At 71.3% G+C, this 20411-nt stretch carries 17 protein-coding genes and 3 tRNA genes; 9 read left to right on the top strand and 11 right to left on the bottom strand.

Annotated elements, in window-relative coordinates; all coding sequences use genetic code 11:
* Positions 1–100: 100 nt before the first annotated feature.
* On the top strand, positions 101–556 hold the full coding sequence (locus RM572_RS13370; RefSeq protein WP_311673543.1) for a hypothetical protein: 456 nt from the start codon (positions 101–103) through the stop codon (positions 554–556).
* 43 nt (positions 557–599) lie between these two features.
* On the opposite strand, the gene RM572_RS13365 is transcribed toward RM572_RS13370, so the two are convergent.
* The gene (locus RM572_RS13365; protein WP_311673542.1) at positions 600–1718 is read right to left on the bottom strand and encodes an ABC-2 transporter permease; all 1119 of its coding nucleotides are present in this window, start codon (positions 1716–1718) and stop codon (positions 600–602) included.
* A 143-nt stretch (positions 1719–1861) separates the two neighbouring features.
* Here RM572_RS13365 and hrpA point away from each other — a divergent pair, with 143 nt between their 5' ends.
* The 3 genes from hrpA (at position 1862) to RM572_RS13350 (ending at position 6841) form a co-directional block, all read left to right on the top strand.
* The gene (hrpA, locus tag RM572_RS13360) at positions 1862–5965 is read left to right on the top strand and encodes an ATP-dependent RNA helicase HrpA (protein WP_311673541.1); all 4104 of its coding nucleotides are present in this window, start codon (positions 1862–1864) and stop codon (positions 5963–5965) included.
* A gap of 118 nt (positions 5966–6083) precedes the next feature.
* Positions 6084–6158, top strand: a tRNA-Asp gene (locus RM572_RS13355).
* Positions 6159–6655: 497 nt separating this feature from the next.
* Entirely contained in the window at positions 6656–6841 is a 186-nt protein-coding gene (locus tag RM572_RS13350) for a DUF6274 family protein (protein ID WP_037790357.1), read from the top strand.
* A 350-nt stretch (positions 6842–7191) separates the two neighbouring features.
* On the opposite strand, the gene bldC is transcribed toward RM572_RS13350, so the two are convergent.
* Both bldC and RM572_RS13340 read right to left on the bottom strand, forming a co-directional pair.
* Positions 7192–7398 carry a developmental transcriptional regulator BldC gene (gene bldC / locus RM572_RS13345; RefSeq protein WP_003949541.1) on the bottom strand — a complete coding sequence of 69 codons (207 nt, stop codon included), beginning with the start codon at positions 7396–7398 and terminating at the stop codon, positions 7192–7194.
* A 450-nt stretch (positions 7399–7848) separates the two neighbouring features.
* A complete protein-coding gene (locus RM572_RS13340; protein WP_311673540.1) occupies positions 7849–8727 on the bottom strand; it encodes a hypothetical protein in 879 nt (292 codons plus the stop codon).
* Between the two features lie 185 nt (positions 8728–8912).
* Between RM572_RS13340 and RM572_RS13335 the strand changes: the two genes are divergently transcribed.
* Positions 8913–10007, top strand: a complete 1095-nt coding sequence (locus RM572_RS13335; protein ID WP_311673539.1) for a Leu/Phe/Val dehydrogenase — start codon at positions 8913–8915, stop codon at positions 10005–10007.
* Positions 10008–10364: 357 nt separating this feature from the next.
* Positions 10365–10625 carry a DUF3073 domain-containing protein gene (locus RM572_RS13330; protein WP_136183399.1) on the top strand — a complete coding sequence of 87 codons (261 nt, stop codon included), beginning with the start codon at positions 10365–10367 and terminating at the stop codon, positions 10623–10625.
* 144 nt (positions 10626–10769) lie between these two features.
* Here the strand turns inward: RM572_RS13330 and purM are convergent, their stop codons facing one another.
* The 8 genes from purM to purS all read right to left on the bottom strand — a co-directional run bounded on the left by purM (position 10770) and on the right by purS (position 19141).
* Positions 10770–11861, bottom strand: coding sequence for a phosphoribosylformylglycinamidine cyclo-ligase (gene purM, locus RM572_RS13325; RefSeq protein ID WP_311673537.1), 1092 nt, complete (start codon positions 11859–11861; stop codon positions 10770–10772).
* Between the two features lie 73 nt (positions 11862–11934).
* The gene (gene purF / locus RM572_RS13320; RefSeq protein WP_311673536.1) at positions 11935–13503 is read right to left on the bottom strand and encodes an amidophosphoribosyltransferase; all 1569 of its coding nucleotides are present in this window, start codon (positions 13501–13503) and stop codon (positions 11935–11937) included.
* A gap of 118 nt (positions 13504–13621) precedes the next feature.
* Positions 13622–14419 carry a maleylpyruvate isomerase family mycothiol-dependent enzyme gene (locus RM572_RS13315; RefSeq protein ID WP_311673535.1) on the bottom strand — a complete coding sequence of 266 codons (798 nt, stop codon included), beginning with the start codon at positions 14417–14419 and terminating at the stop codon, positions 13622–13624.
* 109 nt (positions 14420–14528) lie between these two features.
* Positions 14529–15200, bottom strand: coding sequence for a hypothetical protein (locus tag RM572_RS13310; RefSeq protein WP_311673534.1), 672 nt, complete (start codon positions 15198–15200; stop codon positions 14529–14531).
* Complete coding sequence (locus RM572_RS13305; RefSeq protein WP_311673532.1) at positions 15136–15792, bottom strand: hypothetical protein; 657 nt, start codon at positions 15790–15792, stop codon at positions 15136–15138. The genes RM572_RS13310 and RM572_RS13305 overlap by 65 nt, the downstream gene beginning before the upstream one ends.
* 76 nt (positions 15793–15868) lie before the next feature.
* The gene (gene purL, locus RM572_RS13300) at positions 15869–18118 is read right to left on the bottom strand and encodes a phosphoribosylformylglycinamidine synthase subunit PurL (protein ID WP_311673531.1); all 2250 of its coding nucleotides are present in this window, start codon (positions 18116–18118) and stop codon (positions 15869–15871) included.
* A gap of 85 nt (positions 18119–18203) precedes the next feature.
* Complete coding sequence (gene purQ / locus RM572_RS13295; protein WP_136183393.1) at positions 18204–18881, bottom strand: phosphoribosylformylglycinamidine synthase subunit PurQ; 678 nt, start codon at positions 18879–18881, stop codon at positions 18204–18206.
* Positions 18878–19141 carry a phosphoribosylformylglycinamidine synthase subunit PurS gene (purS, locus tag RM572_RS13290; protein WP_027764195.1) on the bottom strand — a complete coding sequence of 88 codons (264 nt, stop codon included), beginning with the start codon at positions 19139–19141 and terminating at the stop codon, positions 18878–18880. The genes purQ and purS overlap by 4 nt, the downstream gene beginning before the upstream one ends.
* A 356-nt stretch (positions 19142–19497) precedes the next feature.
* Between purS and RM572_RS13285 the strand changes: the two genes are divergently transcribed.
* The 3 genes from RM572_RS13285 to RM572_RS13275 all read left to right on the top strand — a co-directional run bounded on the left by RM572_RS13285 (position 19498) and on the right by RM572_RS13275 (position 20196).
* Positions 19498–19815 carry a histone-like nucleoid-structuring protein Lsr2 gene (locus RM572_RS13285; RefSeq protein WP_027764196.1) on the top strand — a complete coding sequence of 106 codons (318 nt, stop codon included), beginning with the start codon at positions 19498–19500 and terminating at the stop codon, positions 19813–19815.
* Between the two features lie 142 nt (positions 19816–19957).
* Positions 19958–20029, top strand: a tRNA-Gly gene (locus RM572_RS13280).
* 94 nt (positions 20030–20123) lie between these two features.
* A tRNA-Gly gene (locus tag RM572_RS13275) sits at positions 20124–20196 on the top strand.
* Positions 20197–20411: the final 215 nt, after the last annotated feature.

Raw genomic sequence — 20411 nt, 5'->3', positions numbered from 1 at the left:
ACAAAAGGGGCATTGCGGCGAGACCTGCTGGTGGCGAGCATGACAGAAGGAGCAACACTGCTCGAACGGGGCAGCCTCCTCTCACGTGGAGGTGAGGCGTATGGCCACGAGCCAGCCTTCTCCGGCGGCGGGCCCGCCGGGCAAGATCCGCCGCAGCTTTCTCCCCCGCTGGCGCTTCTTCACCTGGGTGATCCTCGCGTTCAACCTGATCATGCTGATCTGGGTAATCACCGGCGCCACCAGTGGCCCGGACTGCAGCGGGAAGACCGGGGACGCCCTGACGACCTGCCAGGCGGGTCAGGTCGGCACGGGCATCGGGGTCTCGCTGCTCATCGTGCTCTGGGCGTTGAGCGACGTCATCCTCGGCGTGCTGTGGCTGGTCACCAAGCCGCACGGGCGCAACTGTCCCGCCTGCGGCAACAGCGTGCGCAAGGGCGTGATGCAGTGCCGCTCGTGCGGATACGACTTCCGTCGGATGCTGCAGCAGGACACCCGCACCGGTCCCGTGCAAGGAGGCACCGGCCGCGGTTGGGGCCAGGAACGCTCCGGGCCGTGAGTCGCCGGCAAGCCGGCAGGGACGGCCGCCCCTGCGCCGGGCGTCAGGCGCGGCCGCCGGGGTGGCGGTGGCGATGCAGCCAGAAGACGGTGCAGGAGACGAGGGACCAGGCGGCCAGGCAGGCGTACGGCTGCGGATGGAGGTTGCCGGGAAAGTAGACGGCCGTGTGCTGGGCGTTGACGGAGGCGCCGGGCGGGAGCCAGCGGCCGACGGTGCCGAACGGGGAGGGCAGCAGGGGCCAGGACACCGCGCCTCCGGAGGAGGGGTTGCCGAGGATGACCATCAGCCCCCAGGTGGGAAGGACCGCCCAGCGGTCGAAGAGGGCCTGGAACATCGTGAAGACCATTCCGGACGTGAACATCGTCAGGGAAAGGATCAGCCACGCGTGCGCGAACGGCAGGCGCACCGCGGCGAGCAGCCAGTCGACGACGGCGGCGATGGTGAAGCCGCCGAGAACGGCGTACCCGGCGGTGAAGGCGATGCGTTCGGCCGGATCGAGGGCCTTGGCGTGGACGCCGAGCTGGATGGCGCCGACGAAGCCGATGATCACGGCGGCCAGGGAGATGTAGAAGAGCGCGAGGCCGCGTGGGTCGCCGGGCTGGAGCGGATGGAGATCCCGCACCCGGACCGTGACGCCGACGGCGTCTCCCGCCTTCGGCCCGGCCTCCCGCAGCAGCTGCGCCACGGACGAGCCGGCGGCGCCCGCCACGTCCAGCTCGACGCCCCGCTCGCGGGAGAGCCGGATGATCGCGAAGACCTCCTGTGCCTCCATCGCGCTGCGCGCCGCGCCGTACGAGGGGAGTCGGTGCAGGGTGAGCGAGGAGTCGAGCCGCTGCTCCAGGGCACGGACGAAGGCGGTACGCCGCCCGCCCTGGTCGGCCTCGCCGACGACGGCCGTGGGGACGTGACGCGGGGCGGGGTCGGCCATGGCGTAGGTGTAGGAGCCGGCGAAGAGGCCGGCCGCGGCGGCCACGATCAGCGAGATCACCACGGCCGGGAGAAGGGGGGACGCGCGGAACGCCGCCCACCAGCCGCGCGGGCCCCGCCGTGCCGCCTGTGTTCCCGCTTCCTCCGGTGCCCCCGGCCCTCGCGGTGCCTCCGGCGCACCCGCACCGTCCGGCTCCTCCTGTGGCCCCGCCGCGTCCCGCTCCTCGTCGCTCACCCGGATCACCGTAAAGGGGATCCACGGGATGTTCCGGTAGCGGCAGCGAGCGGTTCGGCGGGGATCCGGCGGCGCCGGGCAGGGGGCCGCGGCCCGGAATTGATTCGCCACCCGAATCCGCGAGGTGCGATCCTGGGCTCCGTATGTCCAGATCTCCTGCCGCCGCCCCGACGCTCCCCGCCCTGCTGGAGCGCCTGCCCGAGCTGATGCTGCGCGACCAGCAGCGGCTGGGGCGCCGTCTCGACGGCGCGCGCCGCATCCGCAAGCCGGAGGCGCGGGACGCCGTGCTCCGCGAGATCGCGGACGCGATGGACGTCTCCGAGCTGCGGGTCGCGTCCCGCCGGGACGCGGTGCCGGCGATCACCTACCCCGAGCAGCTCCCGGTCAGCCAGAAGAAGGACGCGATCCTGGAGGCGATCCGCGACCACCAGGTCGTGATCGTCGCCGGTGAGACGGGTTCCGGCAAGACCACGCAGATCCCGAAGATCTGCATGGAGCTGGGCCGCGGCCTGCGCGGCACCATCGGCCACACCCAGCCGCGCCGCATCGCGGCCCGCACGGTCGCGGAGCGCGTGGCGGAGGAGCTGAAGTCGCCGCTGGGCGAGACGGTGGGCTGGAAGGTCCGCTTCACCGACCAGGTGAAGGACCACACGCTGGTCAAGCTGATGACGGACGGCATCCTGCTGGCCGAGATCCAGACCGACGGCGAGCTGCGCCAGTACGACACCCTGATCATCGACGAGGCGCACGAACGCAGCCTCAACATCGACTTCCTGCTCGGCTACCTCGCGCAGCTCCTGCCCCGCCGCCCCGATCTCAAGGTCGTGATCACCTCCGCGACGATCGACCCCGAGCGGTTCTCCCGCCACTTCGGCGACGCCCCGATCGTCGAGGTCAGCGGCCGCACGTACCCGGTGGAGGTGCGGTACCGGCCGCTGCTGGAGGAGAACTCCGACGAGAAGGACCGCGACCAGGTCACCGCGATCTGCGACGCCGTCGACGAACTTCAGGCCGAGGGCCCGGGCGACGTGCTGGTCTTCCTCTCCGGCGAACGCGAGATCCGCGACACCGCCGACGCGCTGAACAAGAAGAAGCTGAGACAGACCGAGGTGCTGCCGCTGTACGCGCGCCTCTCGCACGCCGAGCAGCACCGCGTCTTCCAGCGCCACTCCGGACGCCGCATCGTCCTCGCCACCAACGTCGCGGAGACGTCGCTGACCGTCCCCGGCATCAAGTACGTGATCGACCCGGGCACCGCCCGCATCTCGCGCTACAGCCACCGCACCAAGGTGCAGCGCCTTCCCATCGAAGCCGTCTCGCAGGCCAGCGCCAACCAGCGCAAGGGCCGCTGCGGCCGTACGTCGGACGGCATCTGCATCCGGCTGTACTCGGAGGACGACTTCCTCTCCCGCCCCGAGTTCACCGACGCCGAGATCCTGCGGACCAACCTGGCCTCCGTCATCCTCCAGATGACCGCGGCCGGTCTGGGCGACATCGAGAAGTTCCCCTTCATCGACCCGCCGGACCACCGCAGCATCAAGGCCGGTGTGCAGCTGCTGGAGGAACTGCACGCGCTGGACACGCAGCAGAAGGACCCGCGCAAGCGCCTGACGAGGACCGGCCGGCAGCTCGCCCAGCTCCCGGTCGACCCGCGGCTGGCGCGCATGGTGCTGGAGGCGGACCGCAACGGGTGTGTCCGCGAGGTCATGGTCATCGCCGCCGCGCTGTCCCTCCAGGACCCGCGCGAGCGCCCGTCGGACAAGCAGCAGCAGGCCGACCAGCACCACGCACGCTTCAAGGACGAGGGCAGCGACTTCCTCGCGTTCCTCAACCTGTGGCGCTACGTGCGCGAGCAGCAGAAGGCGCTGTCGTCGTCCGCGTTCCGCCGGATGTGCAGGTCGGAATACCTCAACTACCTGCGCATACGCGAGTGGCAGGACATCTACGCCCAGCTCCGCCAGGTGGTGAAGCAGCTCGGCATCCAGATCGGCGAGCCGAAGGACGAGGTGGACGCGACGGCCGTGCACCAGTCGCTGCTCGCCGGCCTGCTGTCGCATGTGGGGCTCAAGGAGACCGAGAAGAACGAGTACCTGGGCGCGCGGAGCGCGAAGTTCGCGATGTTCCCCGGGTCCGCGCTGTTCCGGAAGCCGCCGCGCTGGGTGATGTCGGCGGAGCTGGTGGAGACCTCGCGGCTGTGGGCCCGGGTCAACGCGAAGATCGAGCCGGAGTGGGTCGAACCGCTCGCGCAGCACCTCGTCAAACGCACCTACAGCGAGCCGCACTGGGAGCAGAAGCAGGCCGCGGTCATGGCGTACGAGCGGGTCACGCTGTACGGCGTGCCACTCGTCGCGCAGCGCAAGGTCAACTACGGGCGCATCGACCCCGAGACCTGCCGCGACCTGTTCATCCGGAACGCGCTGGTGGAGGGCGACTGGCGCACCCACCACCAGTTCTTCGGCGAGAACCGGAAGCTGCTGGAGGAGGTCGAGGAGCTCGAGCACCGGGCGCGGCGCCGCGACATCCTGGTCGACGACGAGACGCTCTACGACTTCTACGACCAGCGCGTGCCCGAACACGTCGTGTCGGGGGCGCACTTCGACTCCTGGTGGAAGACGAAGCGCCGGGACGAGCCGGACCTGCTGAACTTCGAGAAGTCCATGCTCATCAACGAGCAGGCGGAGCAGGTCACCGAGACCGACTACCCGGACGTGTGGCACCAGGGACGGCTGCGCTTCCCCGTGACGTACCAGTTCGAGCCGGGCACGGCCGCGCCGGGGACGGACGCCGACGGCGTGACCGTGCACGTGCCGCTGCACGTACTGAACCAGGTGACGTCGGAGGGGTTCGACTGGCAGATCCCCGGCCTGCGCGAACAGTTGGTCACCGAGCTGATCCGGTCGCTGCCCAAGCCGATCCGCCGCAACTACGTGCCGGCGCCGAACTTCGCGCAGCGCTTCCTCGGCCTGTGGGGTCCGGACGGCGCGTACGGACCGGACGGCGGGCCGCCCCTGGAGCGGTCGCTGACGGCGGTGCTGGCGCAGGAGCTGCAGCGCATGGTGGGCGTCCGGATCGCTCAGGAGGACTTCGACCGTGCGAAGGTCCCCGACCACCTGAAGATCACCTTCCGGGTGACCGACGAGCGCCGCCGCAGGCTGGCCGAGGACAAGGACCTGGAGGCGCTGCGGCTGCGGCTGAAGGGGAAGACGAAGGCGGCGCTGTCCAAGGCGTTCGACTCCTCCGCGCGGGGGCGCGGAAGGGGCGACGGGCGCAGCGGGCGCGACGGGCGTGACGGAGGCGCCGGGCGGCGGGACGGTGACCAGGCGGGCCTGACGACGGACGCCGGGACGGCCACCGAACCGGGGCTCGGACGGCGCAGCGGCCTGACGACGTGGACGCTGGGCACGCTGCCCCGCACCTTCGAGACCCGACGCGCCGGCCAGCCGGTCCGGGCGTACCCGGCCCTGGTGGACGACGGGGACTCGGTGTCCGTGCAGCTCTTCGACACCGTGCACGAGCAGCAGGCCGCGATGTGGCGCGGGACGCGGCGACTGATCCTGCTCAACCTGCCCTCCGACCCGGCGAAGTTCGCCCAGTCGCAGCTCGACAACCGGCAGAAGCTCGCCCTGTCCCGGTCCCCGCACGGCAGCGTGCAGGCGCTCTTCGAGGACTGCGTACGGGCTTCCGCGGACCGGCTGGTCGCCGTGCACGGCGGTCCGGCCTGGGACGAGGAGGCGTGGCGCAAACTGTTCGACGCGGTGCGCGCCGACCTGGTCGAGGCGACGCTGCGGACCGTCCAGCAGGTGCAGCAGGTGCTGGCCGCGTGGCACTCGTGCGAACAGCGGCTCCGGTCGATCACGAGCCCGGTGCTCGAGGCCTCGCTGACCGACGTGCGGGAGCAGTTGGCCGCGCTGGTCTGCGACGGCTTCGTCACGCAGCACGGGGCGGGCCGGCTGCCCGACCTGATGCGGTACCTCGTCGCGGCGGACCGGCGGCTGCAGCAGCTTCCGCAGCACGCGGAACGCGACCGGGCGCGGATGGCGAAGGTCCAGGAGATGCGGGACGAGTACCTGTGGCTGCTGGAGCAGTTTCCGGCCGGGAGGCCGGTGCCGAAGGAGGCCCGCGACATCCGCTGGATGCTCGAGGAACTGCGCGTCAGTTACTTCGCGCACGCGCTGGGCACGGCGTATCCGGTGTCCGACAAGCGGATCATGAAGGCGGTGGACGCGGCGGTGCCGCAGGCGCGTTAGGGGCTGCCGCTGCGGGCCTGGCGGGGGTCGTCCGAACGGATTCGCGTGGCGGGGCTGAGCTGGGGTAGAGTCTGGCTCGCGCCGCACGGGCCCCGGGTCCGGGTCGGCGAACCATCCAGGTCCTGTGGAGCAGTTTGGAGTGCTCGCCACCCTGTCAAGGTGGAGGCCGCGGGTTCAAATCCCGTCAGGACCGCGTTGTCGGCAGTGGCCCGCTTCCCTTTGTGGGGGCGGGCCTTTGTCGTGCGTGCCCGGCGCGCATGCGGGGCGGTGCCGCGGCCGGCGGGGTGTGGGGCGGGGGCGGGGGCGGGGGGGGTGGGGGGGGGGGGCGGGGGCGTGGGCTGCGGTCCGGGCCGACGACCCGGAAACCCATGATGTACGGGCCGCGTTCTCGGCGAACGGTGGGCACGACTCTTACTTCGCGGCCCACACATCACGGGCAAGTGTTTCCGGGCGCATCGGCCCTGCCCTCCGCCCACGCCCCCTCACGTCCATGGCGGGTGCGGCCTGCTCCTGCTCCCAGGCCCCCTGTACGGGGAAGGGCTCACGCCGGTGTCGGGGGCGCCCAGGCCCTGTCGCAGCGGGGCGGGGCCCGGAGGGCCGTAGCTCGTCGGGTCTGGGCGGCCGGCGAGGGGGTGGGGCTTGACGGGGTGCGACCGGGGCGGTACGTAACGTGGCAGGGAGGTGTGCGCCATGACGACAGCTCCGGACGGCGACTCCGGTCCCCGCCGCGCGCGGCACGAGACGCGGGCGCTGCTGCGCGCCCACCTGGCGGCCGCGAGCCGTTACCGGCACTCCACCCGCCAGTGCCCGGTCTGCCACCGGCTGCTGCGCCTCGCGCTGGAGGGTGCAGAGGACCGAAGTCCCTTCACCAAGTGACGGAAGAACCCCCGCCCGGCGCACCCTTCCCTCTATCGTGGAGTCCGGACGGGGACAAGACCCCGGTCGTGTGACGGGACTCACCGAAAATGTTGGCCGCGAGGTGCAACTGACGCACCCCTGGCGGGTCGTCGATTTTATATGTGCAATTGCACTGCACGGATACGGTGGTGGTGTGCGTCGTCAACTGCCCCTGGAGAGGCTGGAGTCGGGTTCCCCGGAAGGGCAAACGCAATCGCGCTGGGCCCGGCGGAGCCCAGCGCGATGTCGTCGCACTGCTTGGCGTCCTGCGGGTGGGGGACCCGAAAGACGCCCGATTATGCGGTTATTTCGCTTCCCGTCCTGAAGATTCAGGCCTCGCTGCGCTGCTGCGGGATGCCCGCGAGCAGGGCGCGGACCTCCGCCTCGCGGTAGCGGCGGTGCCCTCCGAGCGTGCGGATCGACGTGAGCTTGCCGGCCTTGGCCCAGCGCGTGACCGTCTTCGGGTCCACGCGGAACATGGTGGCGACCTCAGCCGGGGTCAGCAGCGGCTCGGCATCAGGGGTGCGAGCGGTCATGAGCGGCCTCCTCGGGAGAACCGAACCATACGGTTCTTTCCTCTAAATTCTGCACCTTGACCCGCGTTGCCCGAAATGGCGCGCGCGGGTCGAGTCGGTTATAGGACGAACGGCTTGTCCTCGGCACTACAACTACACCATCTGTCCAGCCACGTCGGCCAAACCGATGGAATTGCCCTCTCAGGCGTGCAACCTCGGCGGATGCCGATGGACCGTGCCATAGCGGACAGTTACGCCCCTGTGACGATGGGTCACAAGGTGGTCAGGTGTCATAAGACCTACCAAGGAGTGCAACTCTGATCTTTCTACCCCTAGTGGGACAGAAGGACCCCCTCCGGACTCGTTGTCCTATTTTGACACGAGGAGTGGGTCTGAGAGCAAGACCCGGAAAACGTGCTTTCCATCACCTTGTGCCGATAGCCCGGTTCAGGACATTGGTCCCGGTCGGCGTCAGTTCGCGAACTGGAGGTCGCGGACCGCTCGCCAGCGCTCCGTCAGCCGCTCGTACGCCTCGTTGGCCGCCTCCGCGTCCCCCTCGCGCAGCGCCGCGACGCCTGCCGCCACGTCCGCCGCGGAGTGGTCCTCGGCGAGCTGCTCCTCGGGGATCACGTGCGCGAGACCGCCGTAATCCAGTTCGACGAGTGACCTCGGATGGAACTCCTCCAGCCAGCGGCCCACGTCGACCAGACCCTCGACGAGCGGTCCGTCCTCCAGCTCCTCGCGGAGCACCTTCAGGCCGCGGGCGAGGCGACGCCGCGCCTCCACCATGGGCGTCCGGTACCGGAGAACGGACTGCTGACTTCCGCTCTCCTCACCGCTTTCCGGCTTCGCAAACTCCCTTTCTTCGTCCGTGAAGAGTGCGAACCACCGCACCGGCACGTGCCACAGCGCGGAACGGATCCACGGCCGGGCGTCCGGGTTCCGCTCCCGCCACCGGTCGTAGTCGGCCATCGCCTGCCGCCGCACGACGGGCGGGACGGCGGCGTCCAGCACCGGGCCGGGCATCTGCGGCACCAGCGGTCCCGGCGGGGCGACGAGGCCGCCCAGGGCCTGCCAGCCGCGCAGCCGCGTCCGCCAGGGGCAGACGCAGGTGACCCCGTCGACGTCGGTGACGAACGCCTCCGCGCTCTCGCGCACGGGCACCACCACCGGCGGCACCGGCAGCAGGTCGGCGAGCGCGCGCCGCAGCTCGTCCTGGGCCGTGGGCAGCCTCTTCCGGCGCGCGTAGCGCGCCCAGTGCGCGCGCTCGGCCTCCGGGAACGCGGCCAGCGGCTCGTACACCCGCAGGTAGGCCGCGTACGGAATCACTGCCGCGGGGCTCTGCCGCACGCTCACTCCTCCACGTCTTTCGTTCCACCGCCGGACGGGGCGGACGACTTCCTCACACGATCGTGTCACCGTCGGCGGTCCTCCCGTGCCCCGACAGGTCGTACCCTGCTGCCGAAAGATGACAGCATCGCCCTCCTCCCACCCCTCAGGAGGGCGATCCCTCCGCGACTACAGGAGTCACCACCGTGACTGACGTACGTCCTCACTCCGCCAACGACGACGGAGTGCTGCACACCCTCTTCCGCTCCGAACAGGGCGGACACGAGCAGGTCGTGCTGTGCCAGGACCGGGACAGCGGCCTCCGCGCCGTGATCGCCGTGCACTCGACCGCTCTGGGCCCCGCCCTCGGCGGCACCCGCTTCCACGCCTACGCCTCCGACGCGGACGCCGTCAGCGACGCGCTGAACCTGTCGCGCGGCATGTCGTACAAGAACGCCCTCGCCGGCCTGGAGCACGGCGGCGGCAAGGCGGTCATCATCGGCGACCCCGACAAGCTGAAGTCCGAGGCGCTGCTCGAGGCCTACGGCCGCTTCGTCGCCTCGCTCGGCGGCCGGTACGTCACCGCCTGCGACGTCGGCACCTATGTGCAGGACATGGACGTCGTCGCCCGCACCAACCAGTGGACGACCGGCCGCTCCCCCGAGAACGGCGGCGCCGGCGACTCCTCCGTGCTCACCTCGTTCGGCGTCTTCCAGGGCATGCGGGCCAGCGCCCAGCACCTGTGGGGCGAGCCCACGCTGCGCGGCCGCAGGGTCGGTGTCGCCGGCGTCGGCAAGGTCGGCCACCACCTCGTGGGGCACCTGGTCGAGGACGGCGCCGAGGTCGTCGTCACGGACGTCCGCGAGGAGTCGGTCGAGCGGGTCCGCGCCGCGCACCCCTCGATCACCGTGGTCGCCGACACCGCCACCCTGATCCACACCGAGGGCCTCGACGTGTACGCGCCGTGCGCGCTGGGCGGCGCCCTCAACGACGCCACCGTCCCGGCACTCACCGCGAAGATCGTCTGCGGTGCCGCCAACAACCAGCTCGCCCACCCGGGCGTGGAGAAGGACCTCGCCCAGCGCGGCATCCTCTACGCCCCCGACTACGTGGTGAACGCCGGTGGCGTGATCCAGGTCGCGGACGAGCTGCACGGCTTTGACTTCGCACGTGCCAAGGCAAAGGCGACGGGCATTCTGGACACCACGCTGGCGATCTTCGAGCGGGCGGCGCGGGACGACGTGCCGCCGGCCGTCGCCGCCGACCGGATCGCGGAGCAGCGCATGGCGGAGGCCCGCTGACGCTCCGCGACCGCCTGCACCTGCTCCCCGCGGGTGGGTGCCGGGCGGTCGCGGCCGGTGTCCGCCGGGCGGCGGGGAGCCGCCCGGCGGCCCGGCGAGAGCCTTCTCACGCACCCCTGGGCGGGTCGTACGATGTGCAGAAGGTAAAATCCCCGTTGACCAGTGGGAAACGGGTCACCAGGCGAGGCGGCGAGCGGCCGCGCCGTGCGGGCGACGTACCGTACGGCAGCGGAAGCAGGTACCGTTGAAGCCACACGGACCGGTCTCTCCCTCGAGAGACCGCACGTCCGCTGTCGAATGATGAACGCGTGTCAAGACTCTGGGGCCGTCGAGCCCCGTCGTTGAGGGGGTCGAGCCATGGGGCGCGGCCGGGCCAAGGCCAAGCAGACGAAGGTCGCCCGCCAGCTGAAGTACAACAGCGGTGGGACGGACCTCACGCGTCTGGCCGAGGAGCTGGGCGCATCGACGTCGAACCAGGAGCCGCCGAACGGCGAGCGGTTCGAGGACGATGAGCTGGACGACGACCCGTACGCACAGTACGCGGATCTGTACAACGACGACGAGGACGACGAGGACGACGAGTCCTCCCGCTCCGAGTCGCAGCGGCGTCGCGCCTGAGCACGACGCGCGCGGCAAGCGGCGCCCGGCGACATCCCCGAGCGCCACGGCCCTGAGCCACACGCCCGGTCCGGCCTCCGCCGGACCGGGTTCTGTGCTGCCCGCCGCCGTACGGCGCAGCGCTGCCGACAGGCCGCCGGGGCGTCAGGCTCCGGGGTGGTCGCCGGTCAGCGTGACGGTCTCGGCGCGGTCGCCGCGCTCGGTCACCTCGCCCGCCACCCAGGCGTCGACACCCCGCGCGGACAGCGTGCTCAACGTGGCGCCGACCGCGGACTGCGGGACGACGGCGACCATGCCGACGCCCATGTTCAGCGTCTTCTCCAGCTCCGCACGCGGGACTCCGCCCAGTGCGCCGACCAGGCCGAACACCGGGCCCGGCGTCCAGGTCGCGCGGTCGACGCGGGCGTGCAGCCCGTCCGGGATCACCCGGGCCAGGTTGGCGGCCAGCCCGCCTCCGGTGACATGCGAGAACGCGTGCACCTCGGTGGTGCGGGCCAGCGCCAGGCAGTCCAGGGAGTAGATCTTGGTGGGCTCCAGCAGCTCCTCGCCGAGGGTGCGCCCGAAGTCCTCCACCTGCCGGTCGAGGGACCAGCCGGCACGGTCGAAAAGCACATGGCGGACGAGCGAGTACCCGTTCGAGTGAAGACCGGACGACGCCATGGCGAGGACGGCGTCCCCCGAACGGATGCGATCGGCTCCCAGCAGGGCGTCCGCCTCGACCACACCGGTGCCCGCGCCCGCGACGTCGTACTCGTCCTCGCCCAGCAGGCCCGGGTGCTCGGCGGTCTCCCCGCCGACCAGCGCGCAGCCGGCCAGCACACAACCCTCCGCGATGCCCTTGACGATCTGCGAGACCCGGTGCGGGTCGACCTTGCCGACGCAGATGTAGTCGGTCATGAACAGCGGCTCGGCGCCGCACACGACGAGGTCGTCCACCACCATCGCCACCAGGTCGTGGCCGATCGAGTCGTGGATGTCCATGCGCCGGGCGATGTCGACCTTGGTGCCCACGCCGTCGGTGGCGGACGCGAGCAGCGGCCGCTCGTACCGCTTGAGGACGGAGGCGTCGAAGAGCCCGGCGAAGCCGCCGAGGCCGCCCAGGGACTCCGGGCGCTGCGCCTTCTTCACCCACTCCTTCATGAGGTCGACGGCGCGGTCGCCCGCTTCGATGTCGACGCCGGCGGCGGCGTAGCTGGCGCCTTCGGCGCCGGCGGCACCGGTGGACTCGGCGGTCATGACGGGTTCTCCCGGCTCGTTTCGGGTGAGGGGTGCGGAGTCTGGACGGGTCGCGGGCCGGCGGGGGCGGCGTTCACGGGCGGCGCAGGGCGTCGGCGCCGCCGACCCCGGCGGTCATCGAGTCCACGCCGTCCGAGTCGGTACGCGCGGGGGCCGCGGCGCCGTCGGGCTCCAGCAGGTGCTTGCCCAGCAGCTCGGGGTCGGGCAGGTCCATCGGGTACTCGCCGTCGAAGCAGGCCCGGCACAGGTTCGGCTTGGCGATCGTCGTGGCCTCGGTCATGCCGTCGAGGGAGATGTACGCGAGCGAGTCGGCGCCGAGCGAGGTGCCGATCTCGTCGACGGTGAGCCCGTTGGCGATCAGCTCGGCGCGGTTGGCGAAGTCGATACCGAAGAAGCACGGCCACTTGATGGGCGGGCTGCTGATCCGTACGTGGACCTCGGCGGCGCCCGCCTCGCGCAGCATCCGCACCAGCGCCCGCTGCGTGTTCCCGCGGACGATCGAGTCGTCCACGACGACCAGGCGCTTGCCGCGGATGACCTCCTTCAGCGGGTTCAGCTTGAGACGGATGCCCAGCTGCCGGATGGTCTGCGAGGGCTGGATGAACGTGCGGCCGACGTAGGAGTTCTTGACCAGGCCGCGGCCGTAGGGGATGCCGCTCGCCTCGGCGTAGCCGATGGCGGCCGGAATGCCGGACTCCGGGGTCGCTATCACCAGGTCGGCGTCGGCCGGTGCCTCCTTGGCGAGTCGACGGCCCATCTCCACGCGGGAGAGGTGGACGTTGCGGCCGGCGATGTCGGTGTCGGGGCGGGCCAGGTACACGTACTCGAAGACACAGCCCTTCGGCTTCGCATCCGCGAAGCGTGTGGAGCGCAGTCCGTCCTCGTCCACGGCGATCATCTCGCCGGGTTCGATCTCGCGGATGAACGAGGCGCCGCAGATGTCCAGGGCGGCCGTCTCGGAGGCGACGACCCAGCCCCGCTCCAGCCGTCCGAGGACCAGCGGGCGGATGCCCTGCGGGTCGCGGGCGGCGTAGAGGGTGTGCTCGTCCATGAAGCAGAACGAGAACGCGCCCTGGACCTTGGGCAGCACCAGCCCGGCGGCCTGCTCGACCGTGAGGGGGTCGCCGTTCGCGTCGGGCTGGCCCGCGAGCAGCGCGGTGACCAGGTCGGTGTCGTTGGTGGCGGCGACCTGGGTGGCGCGGCCGCCCGTTCGGCCGTCGGCGAGCTTCGCGACCAGCTCCGCCAGCTCGGCGGTGTTGACCAGGTTGCCGTTGTGGCCGAGCGCGATCGAGCCGTGCGCGGTGGCACGGAACGTCGGCTGGGCGTTCTCCCACACGGACGCGCCGGTCGTCGAGTACCGGGCGTGGCCCACGGCGATATGCCCTCTGAGGGAGCCGAGGGAGGTCTCGTCGAAGACCTGCGAGACCAGTCCCATGTCCTTGAAGACGAGGATCTGGGAGCCGTTGCTCACCGCGATGCCCGCGGACTCCTGTCCACGGTGCTGGAGCGCGTACAGCCCGTAATAGGTCAGCTTCGCGACCTCTTCACCCGGAGCCCAGACCCCGAAGACGCCGCATGCGTCCTGGGGACCCTTCTCGCCGGGGAGCAGGTCGTGGTTGAGTCGTCCGTCACCACGTGGCACGTTCACGAGTCTAGGCCAGGCGAGGGAGTGGGCCGAACCCGGCGGGTGTGGGTCCGCCCACACCCGGGCGCGAGGCTCCGTCCGGCCCGGGACCCTTCCGGGCCGGCCCCGTCCGGCCCTAGCCGAGCACCGGCAGGTGGGGCGAGAGGTCGGCGCGCTCACCGCTCGCCTGCACCACGCGGCGGGCCCGCGCCGCCTCCCACGTGGTACGGCCGGTCGCCAGCCGCAGGAACGTCAGCGGATCGGTCTCCACCACGTTGGACGGCGTGCCCCGGGTGTGCCGGGGGCCCTCCACGCACTGCGTCACCGCGAACGGCGGCACCCGTACCTCCACCGCCCGGCCCGGCGCCTTCGCGGCGAGCGCGTCCGCCAGCAGACGGATCGTCGCGGCCAGGGCCTGCCGGTCCAGCGGCACCCGGTGGCCGGTCGCGCGGACCAGGTCGTCGGTGTGCACCACCAGCTCCACGAGGCGGGTCACCGTGAAGTCCAGCGCGCGCATCGCGCCGAACCCGTGCGGGAGGAGCAGGTCCGGGCGCACGGCGGACTCCAGCACGGGTTCGAGCTGCTCGACCGCCTCGTCGACGCGGGCGGCGGCGTCCCGCGACGCCGCGGCGTCGGCGCGGGTCGCCTCGTCCAGGTCCTTCGCCCGGGTGGCGGTGGACAGTGCCCACGTCGACAGGTCCACCTGGGGCGCGGCGACGTCCGGTTCCGGTTCCGCGAGGAGGCGCGGGACCGCGTCGATCTGCCCGGCGATGTGCACGACCAGGTGGTGCACGTCCCAGCCGGGGAGCCCGGAGGGCTGTGCGTACTGCTCCGCGGTGAGGGCGTGCGCGGCGGCGGCGACGGACTCGACCTGGGCGGTGAGGGCCTTGCGGACGCGGAGGGGGTCGTAGCTGCGGAGCTTCGGGGGCGCCATGCGATCGAGCTTACGCGGCGCGCTGCCCTCTTCGCGGCGGGTCACGAAGCCCGGCCTCCGGCCCTTCCCTCTCCCCGGGGTGGGTGCCGGACGAGGGGAAGTGGAGGGCTCAGGGGCGGGTGAACGTCTCGGGGGCCGGGACGCGGACCTGCTCGCAGCCGCGACGCTCGGCCACGGAGTCCACGTAGGCGCGGAAGACCGCGCCGTAGTGTCGCTGCGCGGCCAGCGTGTACGGCCGGCTGAGCGTCAGCGTGTGCATCGCGGGCTCGCCGTCGCACACCGACGTGGCCCACCAGATGTGGCCACGGGTGTGCCCGGCCGTACCGGGTTCCGGGCGGACGATGCCGTCGGCCGCGTTGTCGAGTACCACGTGCCGCGCCGGCTCGCCGAAGAAGCTCTCGGTGCGCGCCCAGAGGACGTCGTCCACGCCCACCGAGTCGTAGAAGCTCTCCAGGTCCGGATCGTCGCGGTGCCGGGAGACGGCCTTCCGGGCGGCCTCCGGGCCGAGACGCAGCAGGCACTCCTCGTTCCAGACCTCCCCCGCGATACGGCTCTCGTACGCCTGGTCGGGCAACCAGTCCCGGCCCGCGCCCGGGAGATCCGCGCGGGCGAGCCATGCGCAGGTGCCGTCGGCGCGCCCGGCGGCCACCGGTTCCAGCCGCACGCCGGGCACGTGCTCCGGCGAGTCGGGCAGCCGTTCCCGGCAGCCGAGCCTCTCAGCGAGGTTGTTCGCCGTGTCGACGGCGATCCGCACGAGCGTGTCGCGGTCGCCCTGGGGCATCTGACGGAGCTGCTGGCCGGCCCAGAACGAGGAGTGGTTCCGCAGGACGGCCTTCGCAGTGATCGTCTCGACGCCTTCCGCCCCGACCGCTGCCGCCGGTGCAGGCGAGCCGGACGTAGGCGTCGTCCTCACCGATCGTGCCGTCGATGCCGTCGCCCACCGGCTGGCGGGCGTAGGCGTCCTCTCCGATTCCCGAGAACGAACCGGCGGCGTCGACCTCCCAGATCTGCTCCGCCGACGGGCCGACCGGCTCCACCGTCACCTCGGCGGTGAAGAAAAGCAGGTGCTCCGCCTCCGATCCGGCCGCATCGGCCGACTCGCCGCTGAACACGTCGCAGCCCTGGGGAAAGCCCTGGGCACGGTCGATGCGGCCTTCCCCGGCCTCCCTCCCGGCTATGTCCCCGCCGGAGAGCGACAGGTCGAGCACCTCGTCGGCGGGGACGAGGCCGGCGCAGGCCTCGTCGATCGTGTGACGGCGGTCCCAGAAGTCCCACAGCGCCCACAGGCTGAGCAGGATCGCGCCCACCGCGACCCAGACGGTCGCGGTGCGCAGGTGCTCGGTCCGTCGGGTGGGGTAACCGGTGTCTGCCACCTCGGCAACGTACAACGAGGGCCCGGGACACCTGAGTTCAGGTGTCCCGGGCCCTCGCCCACACGCCGGTTGGCGATCAGCCGAAGAGCTCCGGGAGGGTGCGCTCGTGCCGCGCCCGCAGCTCGTCCAGCGGGAGGCTGAACCGGCCCTGGACGTCGATCGCGTCGCCGTCGACGACGCCGATCCGCGCGACGGGCAGACCGCGCGCGCCGCACATGTCGTTGAAGCGGACCTCCTCGCTGCGCGGGACGGCGACGATCGCGCGGCCCTGCGACTCGGAGAAGAGGAGGACGAACGGGTCGATCCCGTCCGGCACGACGATCCGGGCGCCGCGCCCGCCCTCGAGGCAGGACTCGGCGAGTGCCTGGACCAGTCCGCCGTCGGACAGGTCGTGGGCCGCGTCGATCATGCCGTCGCGGCTCGCGGAGACCAGGATCTCGCCGAGCAGCCGCTCACGCTCCAGGTCGAGCGCCGGCGGCCGTCCGCCGAGGTGGCCGTGCGCGACCTGCGACCACGCCGAGCCGCCGAACTCGTCCTTCGTCTCGCCGAGCAGGTAGATCAGGTGGCCCTCGTCGGCGAACGCCATCGGCGTGCGCCGCGCCACGTCGTCGATGACGCCGAGCACCCCGACCACCGGTGTCGGGTGGATGGCGGCGTCGCCGGTCTGGTTGTAGAGGGAGACGTTCCCGCCGGTCACGGGGGTGCCGAGCACCTGGCAGGCGTCGGCGAGCCCGCGGCACGCCTCCGCGAACTGCCACATGGCGGCCGGGTCCTCCGGCGAGCCGAAGTTGAGGCAGTCGGTGACCGCGAGCGGGGTGGCACCGGTGGCGGCGACGTTGCGGTACGACTCCGCGAGCGCGAGCTGCGCGCCCGCGTACGGGTCGAGCTTGGCGTACCGGCCGTTGCCGTCCGTCGCCACGGCGACGCCCAGACCCGACTCCGCGTCGATGCGGATCATGCCGCCGTCCTCGGGCTGCGCCAGGACGGTGTCGCCGAGCACGTAGCGGTCGTACTGGTCGGTGACCCAGGACTTCGACGCCTGGTTCGGCGAGCCGACCAGGTCGAGGGCGGCCTGCCGCAGCGCGTCGCCGCCCTCGGGGCGGGCGAGCCGTGCCGGGTCGTCGGCCTGGAGGGTGTCCTGCCAGTCGGGGCGTGCGTACGGGCGCTCGTACACCGGCCCCTCGTGGGCGACGGTACGCGGCGGCACGTCGACGATCTGCTCGCCGTGCCAGTAGATCTCCAGCCGCTCGCCGTCGGTGACCTCGCCGATGACGGTGGCGGTGACGTCCCACTTCTCGCAGATCTCCAGGAAGCGCTCGACCTTCGCCGGTTCGGCGACGGCGCACATGCGCTCCTGGGACTCGCTCATCAGGATCTCCTCCGGGGAGAGGGAGGAGTCGCGCAGCGGCACGTCGTCGAGGGTGACGCGCATGCCGCCGGAGCCGTTGGACGCCAGCTCGCTGGTGGCGCAGGACAGACCGGCCGCGCCGAGGTCCTGGATGCCGGTGACCAGGCCCTCGCGGAACAGCTCCAGGGTGCACTCGATGAGCAGCTTCTCCTGGAACGGGTCGCCGACCTGGACGGCGGGACGCTTCGACGGCTTCTCGTCGTCGAAGGTCTCGGAGGCGAGCAGCGAGGCGCCGCCGATGCCGTCGCCGCCGGTGCGGGCGCCGTAGAGGATGACCTTGTTGCCCGCGCCGGCGGCCTTCGCGAGGTGGATGTCCTCGTGCTTCATCACGCCCACGCACAGCGCGTTGACCAGCGGGTTGCCCTGGTAGCAGGCGTCGAAGACGACCTCACCGCCGATGTTGGGCAGCCCGAGGCAGTTGCCGTAGCTCCCGATGCCGGAGACGACACCGGGCAGCACGCGCTTGGTGTCGGGGTGGTCGGGGGCACCCATGCGCAGCGGGTCCATGACCGCGACCGGGCGCGCGCCCATGGCGATGATGTCCCGCACGATGCCGCCGATACCGGTGGCCGCGCCCTGGTGGGGCTCCACGTACGACGGGTGGTTGTGCGACTCGATCTTGAACGTGACGGCGTAGCCCTGGCCGACGTCGACCACGCCCGCCTGCTCGCCGATGCCCACGAGCAGCGCGTCGGTCGCGGGCGCCTTGTCGCCGAACTGCCGCAGGTGCACCTTGCTCGACTTGTAGGAGCAGTGCTCGGACCACATCACCGAGTACATGGCGAGTTCGGCACCGGTCGGGCGGCGGCCCAGGATCTCGCGGACGCGCGCGTACTCGTCCTGCTTCAGGCCCAGCTCGGCCCACGGCAGTTCCGTCTCGGGCGTCTCTTCGGCGTGCTTGACGGTATCCAGAGTCACGCTCGGTCGCTCCTTCGCGCGGGGTGGTACAGGCATCGCGGCCCGGGGCGCTCCATAGCTCCCTCGGCTGTTCCGATGTCCAGAGTCATGCGGTGACCAGCTTCTTCAGAACCGAGGTGAAGAATCCGAGCCCGTCGGTGGTGGGGCCGGTCAGCTCCTCGACTGCGTGCTCGGGGTGCGGCATGAGGCCGACCACGTTCCCGGCCTCGTTGGTGATTCCGGCGATGTCGCGGCGGGAGCCGTTCGGGTTCCAGCCGGTGTAGCGGAAGACGACGCGGCCCTCGGCCTCCAGGGCGTCGAGGGTGCGCTCGTCGGCGGTGAACTGGCCGTCCTGGTTCTTCAGCGGGACGGTGATCTCCTGCCCCTGCGTGAAGTCCGAGGTCCAGGCGGTGTCCGCGTTCTCGACCCGCAGCCGCTGGTCGCGGCAGACGAAGTGGAGGTGGTCGTTGCGCAGCATGGCGCCGGGCAGGAGGTGGGCCTCGGTGAGGACCTGGAAGCCGTTGCAGATGCCGAGGACGGGCATGCCGGCCCTGGCCTGCTCGATCAGGGTCTCCATCACCGGGGAGAAGCGGGAGATGGCTCCGGCCCGCAGGTAGTCCCCGTAGGAGAAGCCGCCGGGCAGCACGACGGCGTCGACCTGGTGCAGGTCTTTGTCGCGGTGCCAGAGGGCGACGGGTTCGGCGCCGGCGAGGCGGACCGCGCGTTGCGCGTCGCGGTCGTCCAGGGAGCCGGGGAAGGTGACGACACCGATGCGCGTCGTCATACGGCGGCCTCTTCCCGCTCCTCGACGCGGACGGTGAAGTCCTCGATCACGGTGTTGGCAAGGAACGTTTCGGCCATTTCCCGCACGCGGGCGAGGGCCGCGTCGTCGACGGGACCCTCCAGTTCGAGCTCGAAACGCTTGCCCTGGCGGACATCGGCGATGCCCTCGAATCCGAGACGGGGCAGTGCGCGCTGGACCGCCTGTCCCTGCGGGTCGAGGATCTCCGGCTTCATCATGACGTCGACTACGACGCGGGCCACAGGTACTCCCGGTGATGTGTGGTGCTGCCGGTTCGCCACCGCGCAGCAGCTTGCTGCTTCGGTACGCCAGCGTACCCGGCTCGAAAATCTACGCGAGTAGATATCGGTCACATTCGAGCATCACCGAGACGCAACACTGGGAAATCGAGGCCGAAAAAAGTATGGTCCACATTGCGGCATGACACGCGAGGCGCGAATAGCGACGCTTCGCAAACAATGCCGATCCCTGTAGAAAAGAAAAGACACCGATCTCCGAGCAGCCGGACCGCACGACATTCCCGCATGTCAGCCCACGGATGGAAGGGGCAGGCATGCACAAGCGGTCGCGGCCACCCTTAGCGGAAGGACCGATATCCGTGGCGCAGCGCGTACTGGTCACACTCTCCGACGACATGGACGGCGGAGAAGCGTCGGAAACGGTCGCCTTCGGCCTCGACGGGAAGTCCTACGAGATCGACCTCAACGACGCCAACGCCGAGAAACTCCGCGGCACCCTCGCCCCCTACGTGGAGGCCGGCCGCAAGCGGGCGAAGTCGGGCAGGACCTACCACCGCACCTCCGTCGCCCCCGACCCGCGCGCGGTGCGCGCCTGGGCGGAGTCCAACGGCTTCGACGTGCCGCCGCGCGGACGCATCCCGAAGAAGGTGTACGAGGCGTTCAACGCCTCCCGCTGACAGGCCCGTCGGGGAGGCCGGCCACCGGCCCCGCGCCGGTCGTCCGGCCTCCCCGCCGTCAACTTGCCAGCACCCCGGGGTGATCCGCTACAGTCGGGCACACGCCGCGAGGACAGCCCGCAAGGGAGACCTCACGGAGCGTGCGGGTGTAGCTCAGTAGTAGAGCGCCCTCTTTCCAAGAGGGAGGCGCAGCGTGCAATCCCTGTCACCCGCTCCGATCGTCCCTGAACCACCGACCCGAGCCGCCAGGCCGCCGGGATCGGGTACAGTGACCATCGCGCCATTCGGTGAAAGCCGGATGGATGCCTGCGGACGTAGCTCAGTTGGTAGAGCGCAACCTTGCCAAGGTTGAGGTCGCGAGTTCGAGCCTCGTCGTCCGCTCAGAAGGAAAAGGCCCCGCTTGCGGGGCCTTTTCGCATTTCCGGCTCCGTACCCGCCGCGCACCCGTCACGCCCCGGAGCCCGTATGACGGATGTCATTCGGGCCGGTGACAGCCCGCACTGCCCGCAGCGCACCGGTGGCGGAAGAGTGAGGGCGGGGAGGCGATCGAGGTCCACGAGCGCACGCGGCACTCGGCCCGCTCCCCGGCGCGCACC

This window comes from Streptomyces hazeniae (assembly GCF_031845485.1).
GTDB classification, from domain to species: Bacteria; Actinomycetota; Actinomycetes; order Streptomycetales; family Streptomycetaceae; genus Streptomyces; species Streptomyces hazeniae.
This window is presented reverse-complemented; position numbering and strand designations above follow the sequence as displayed.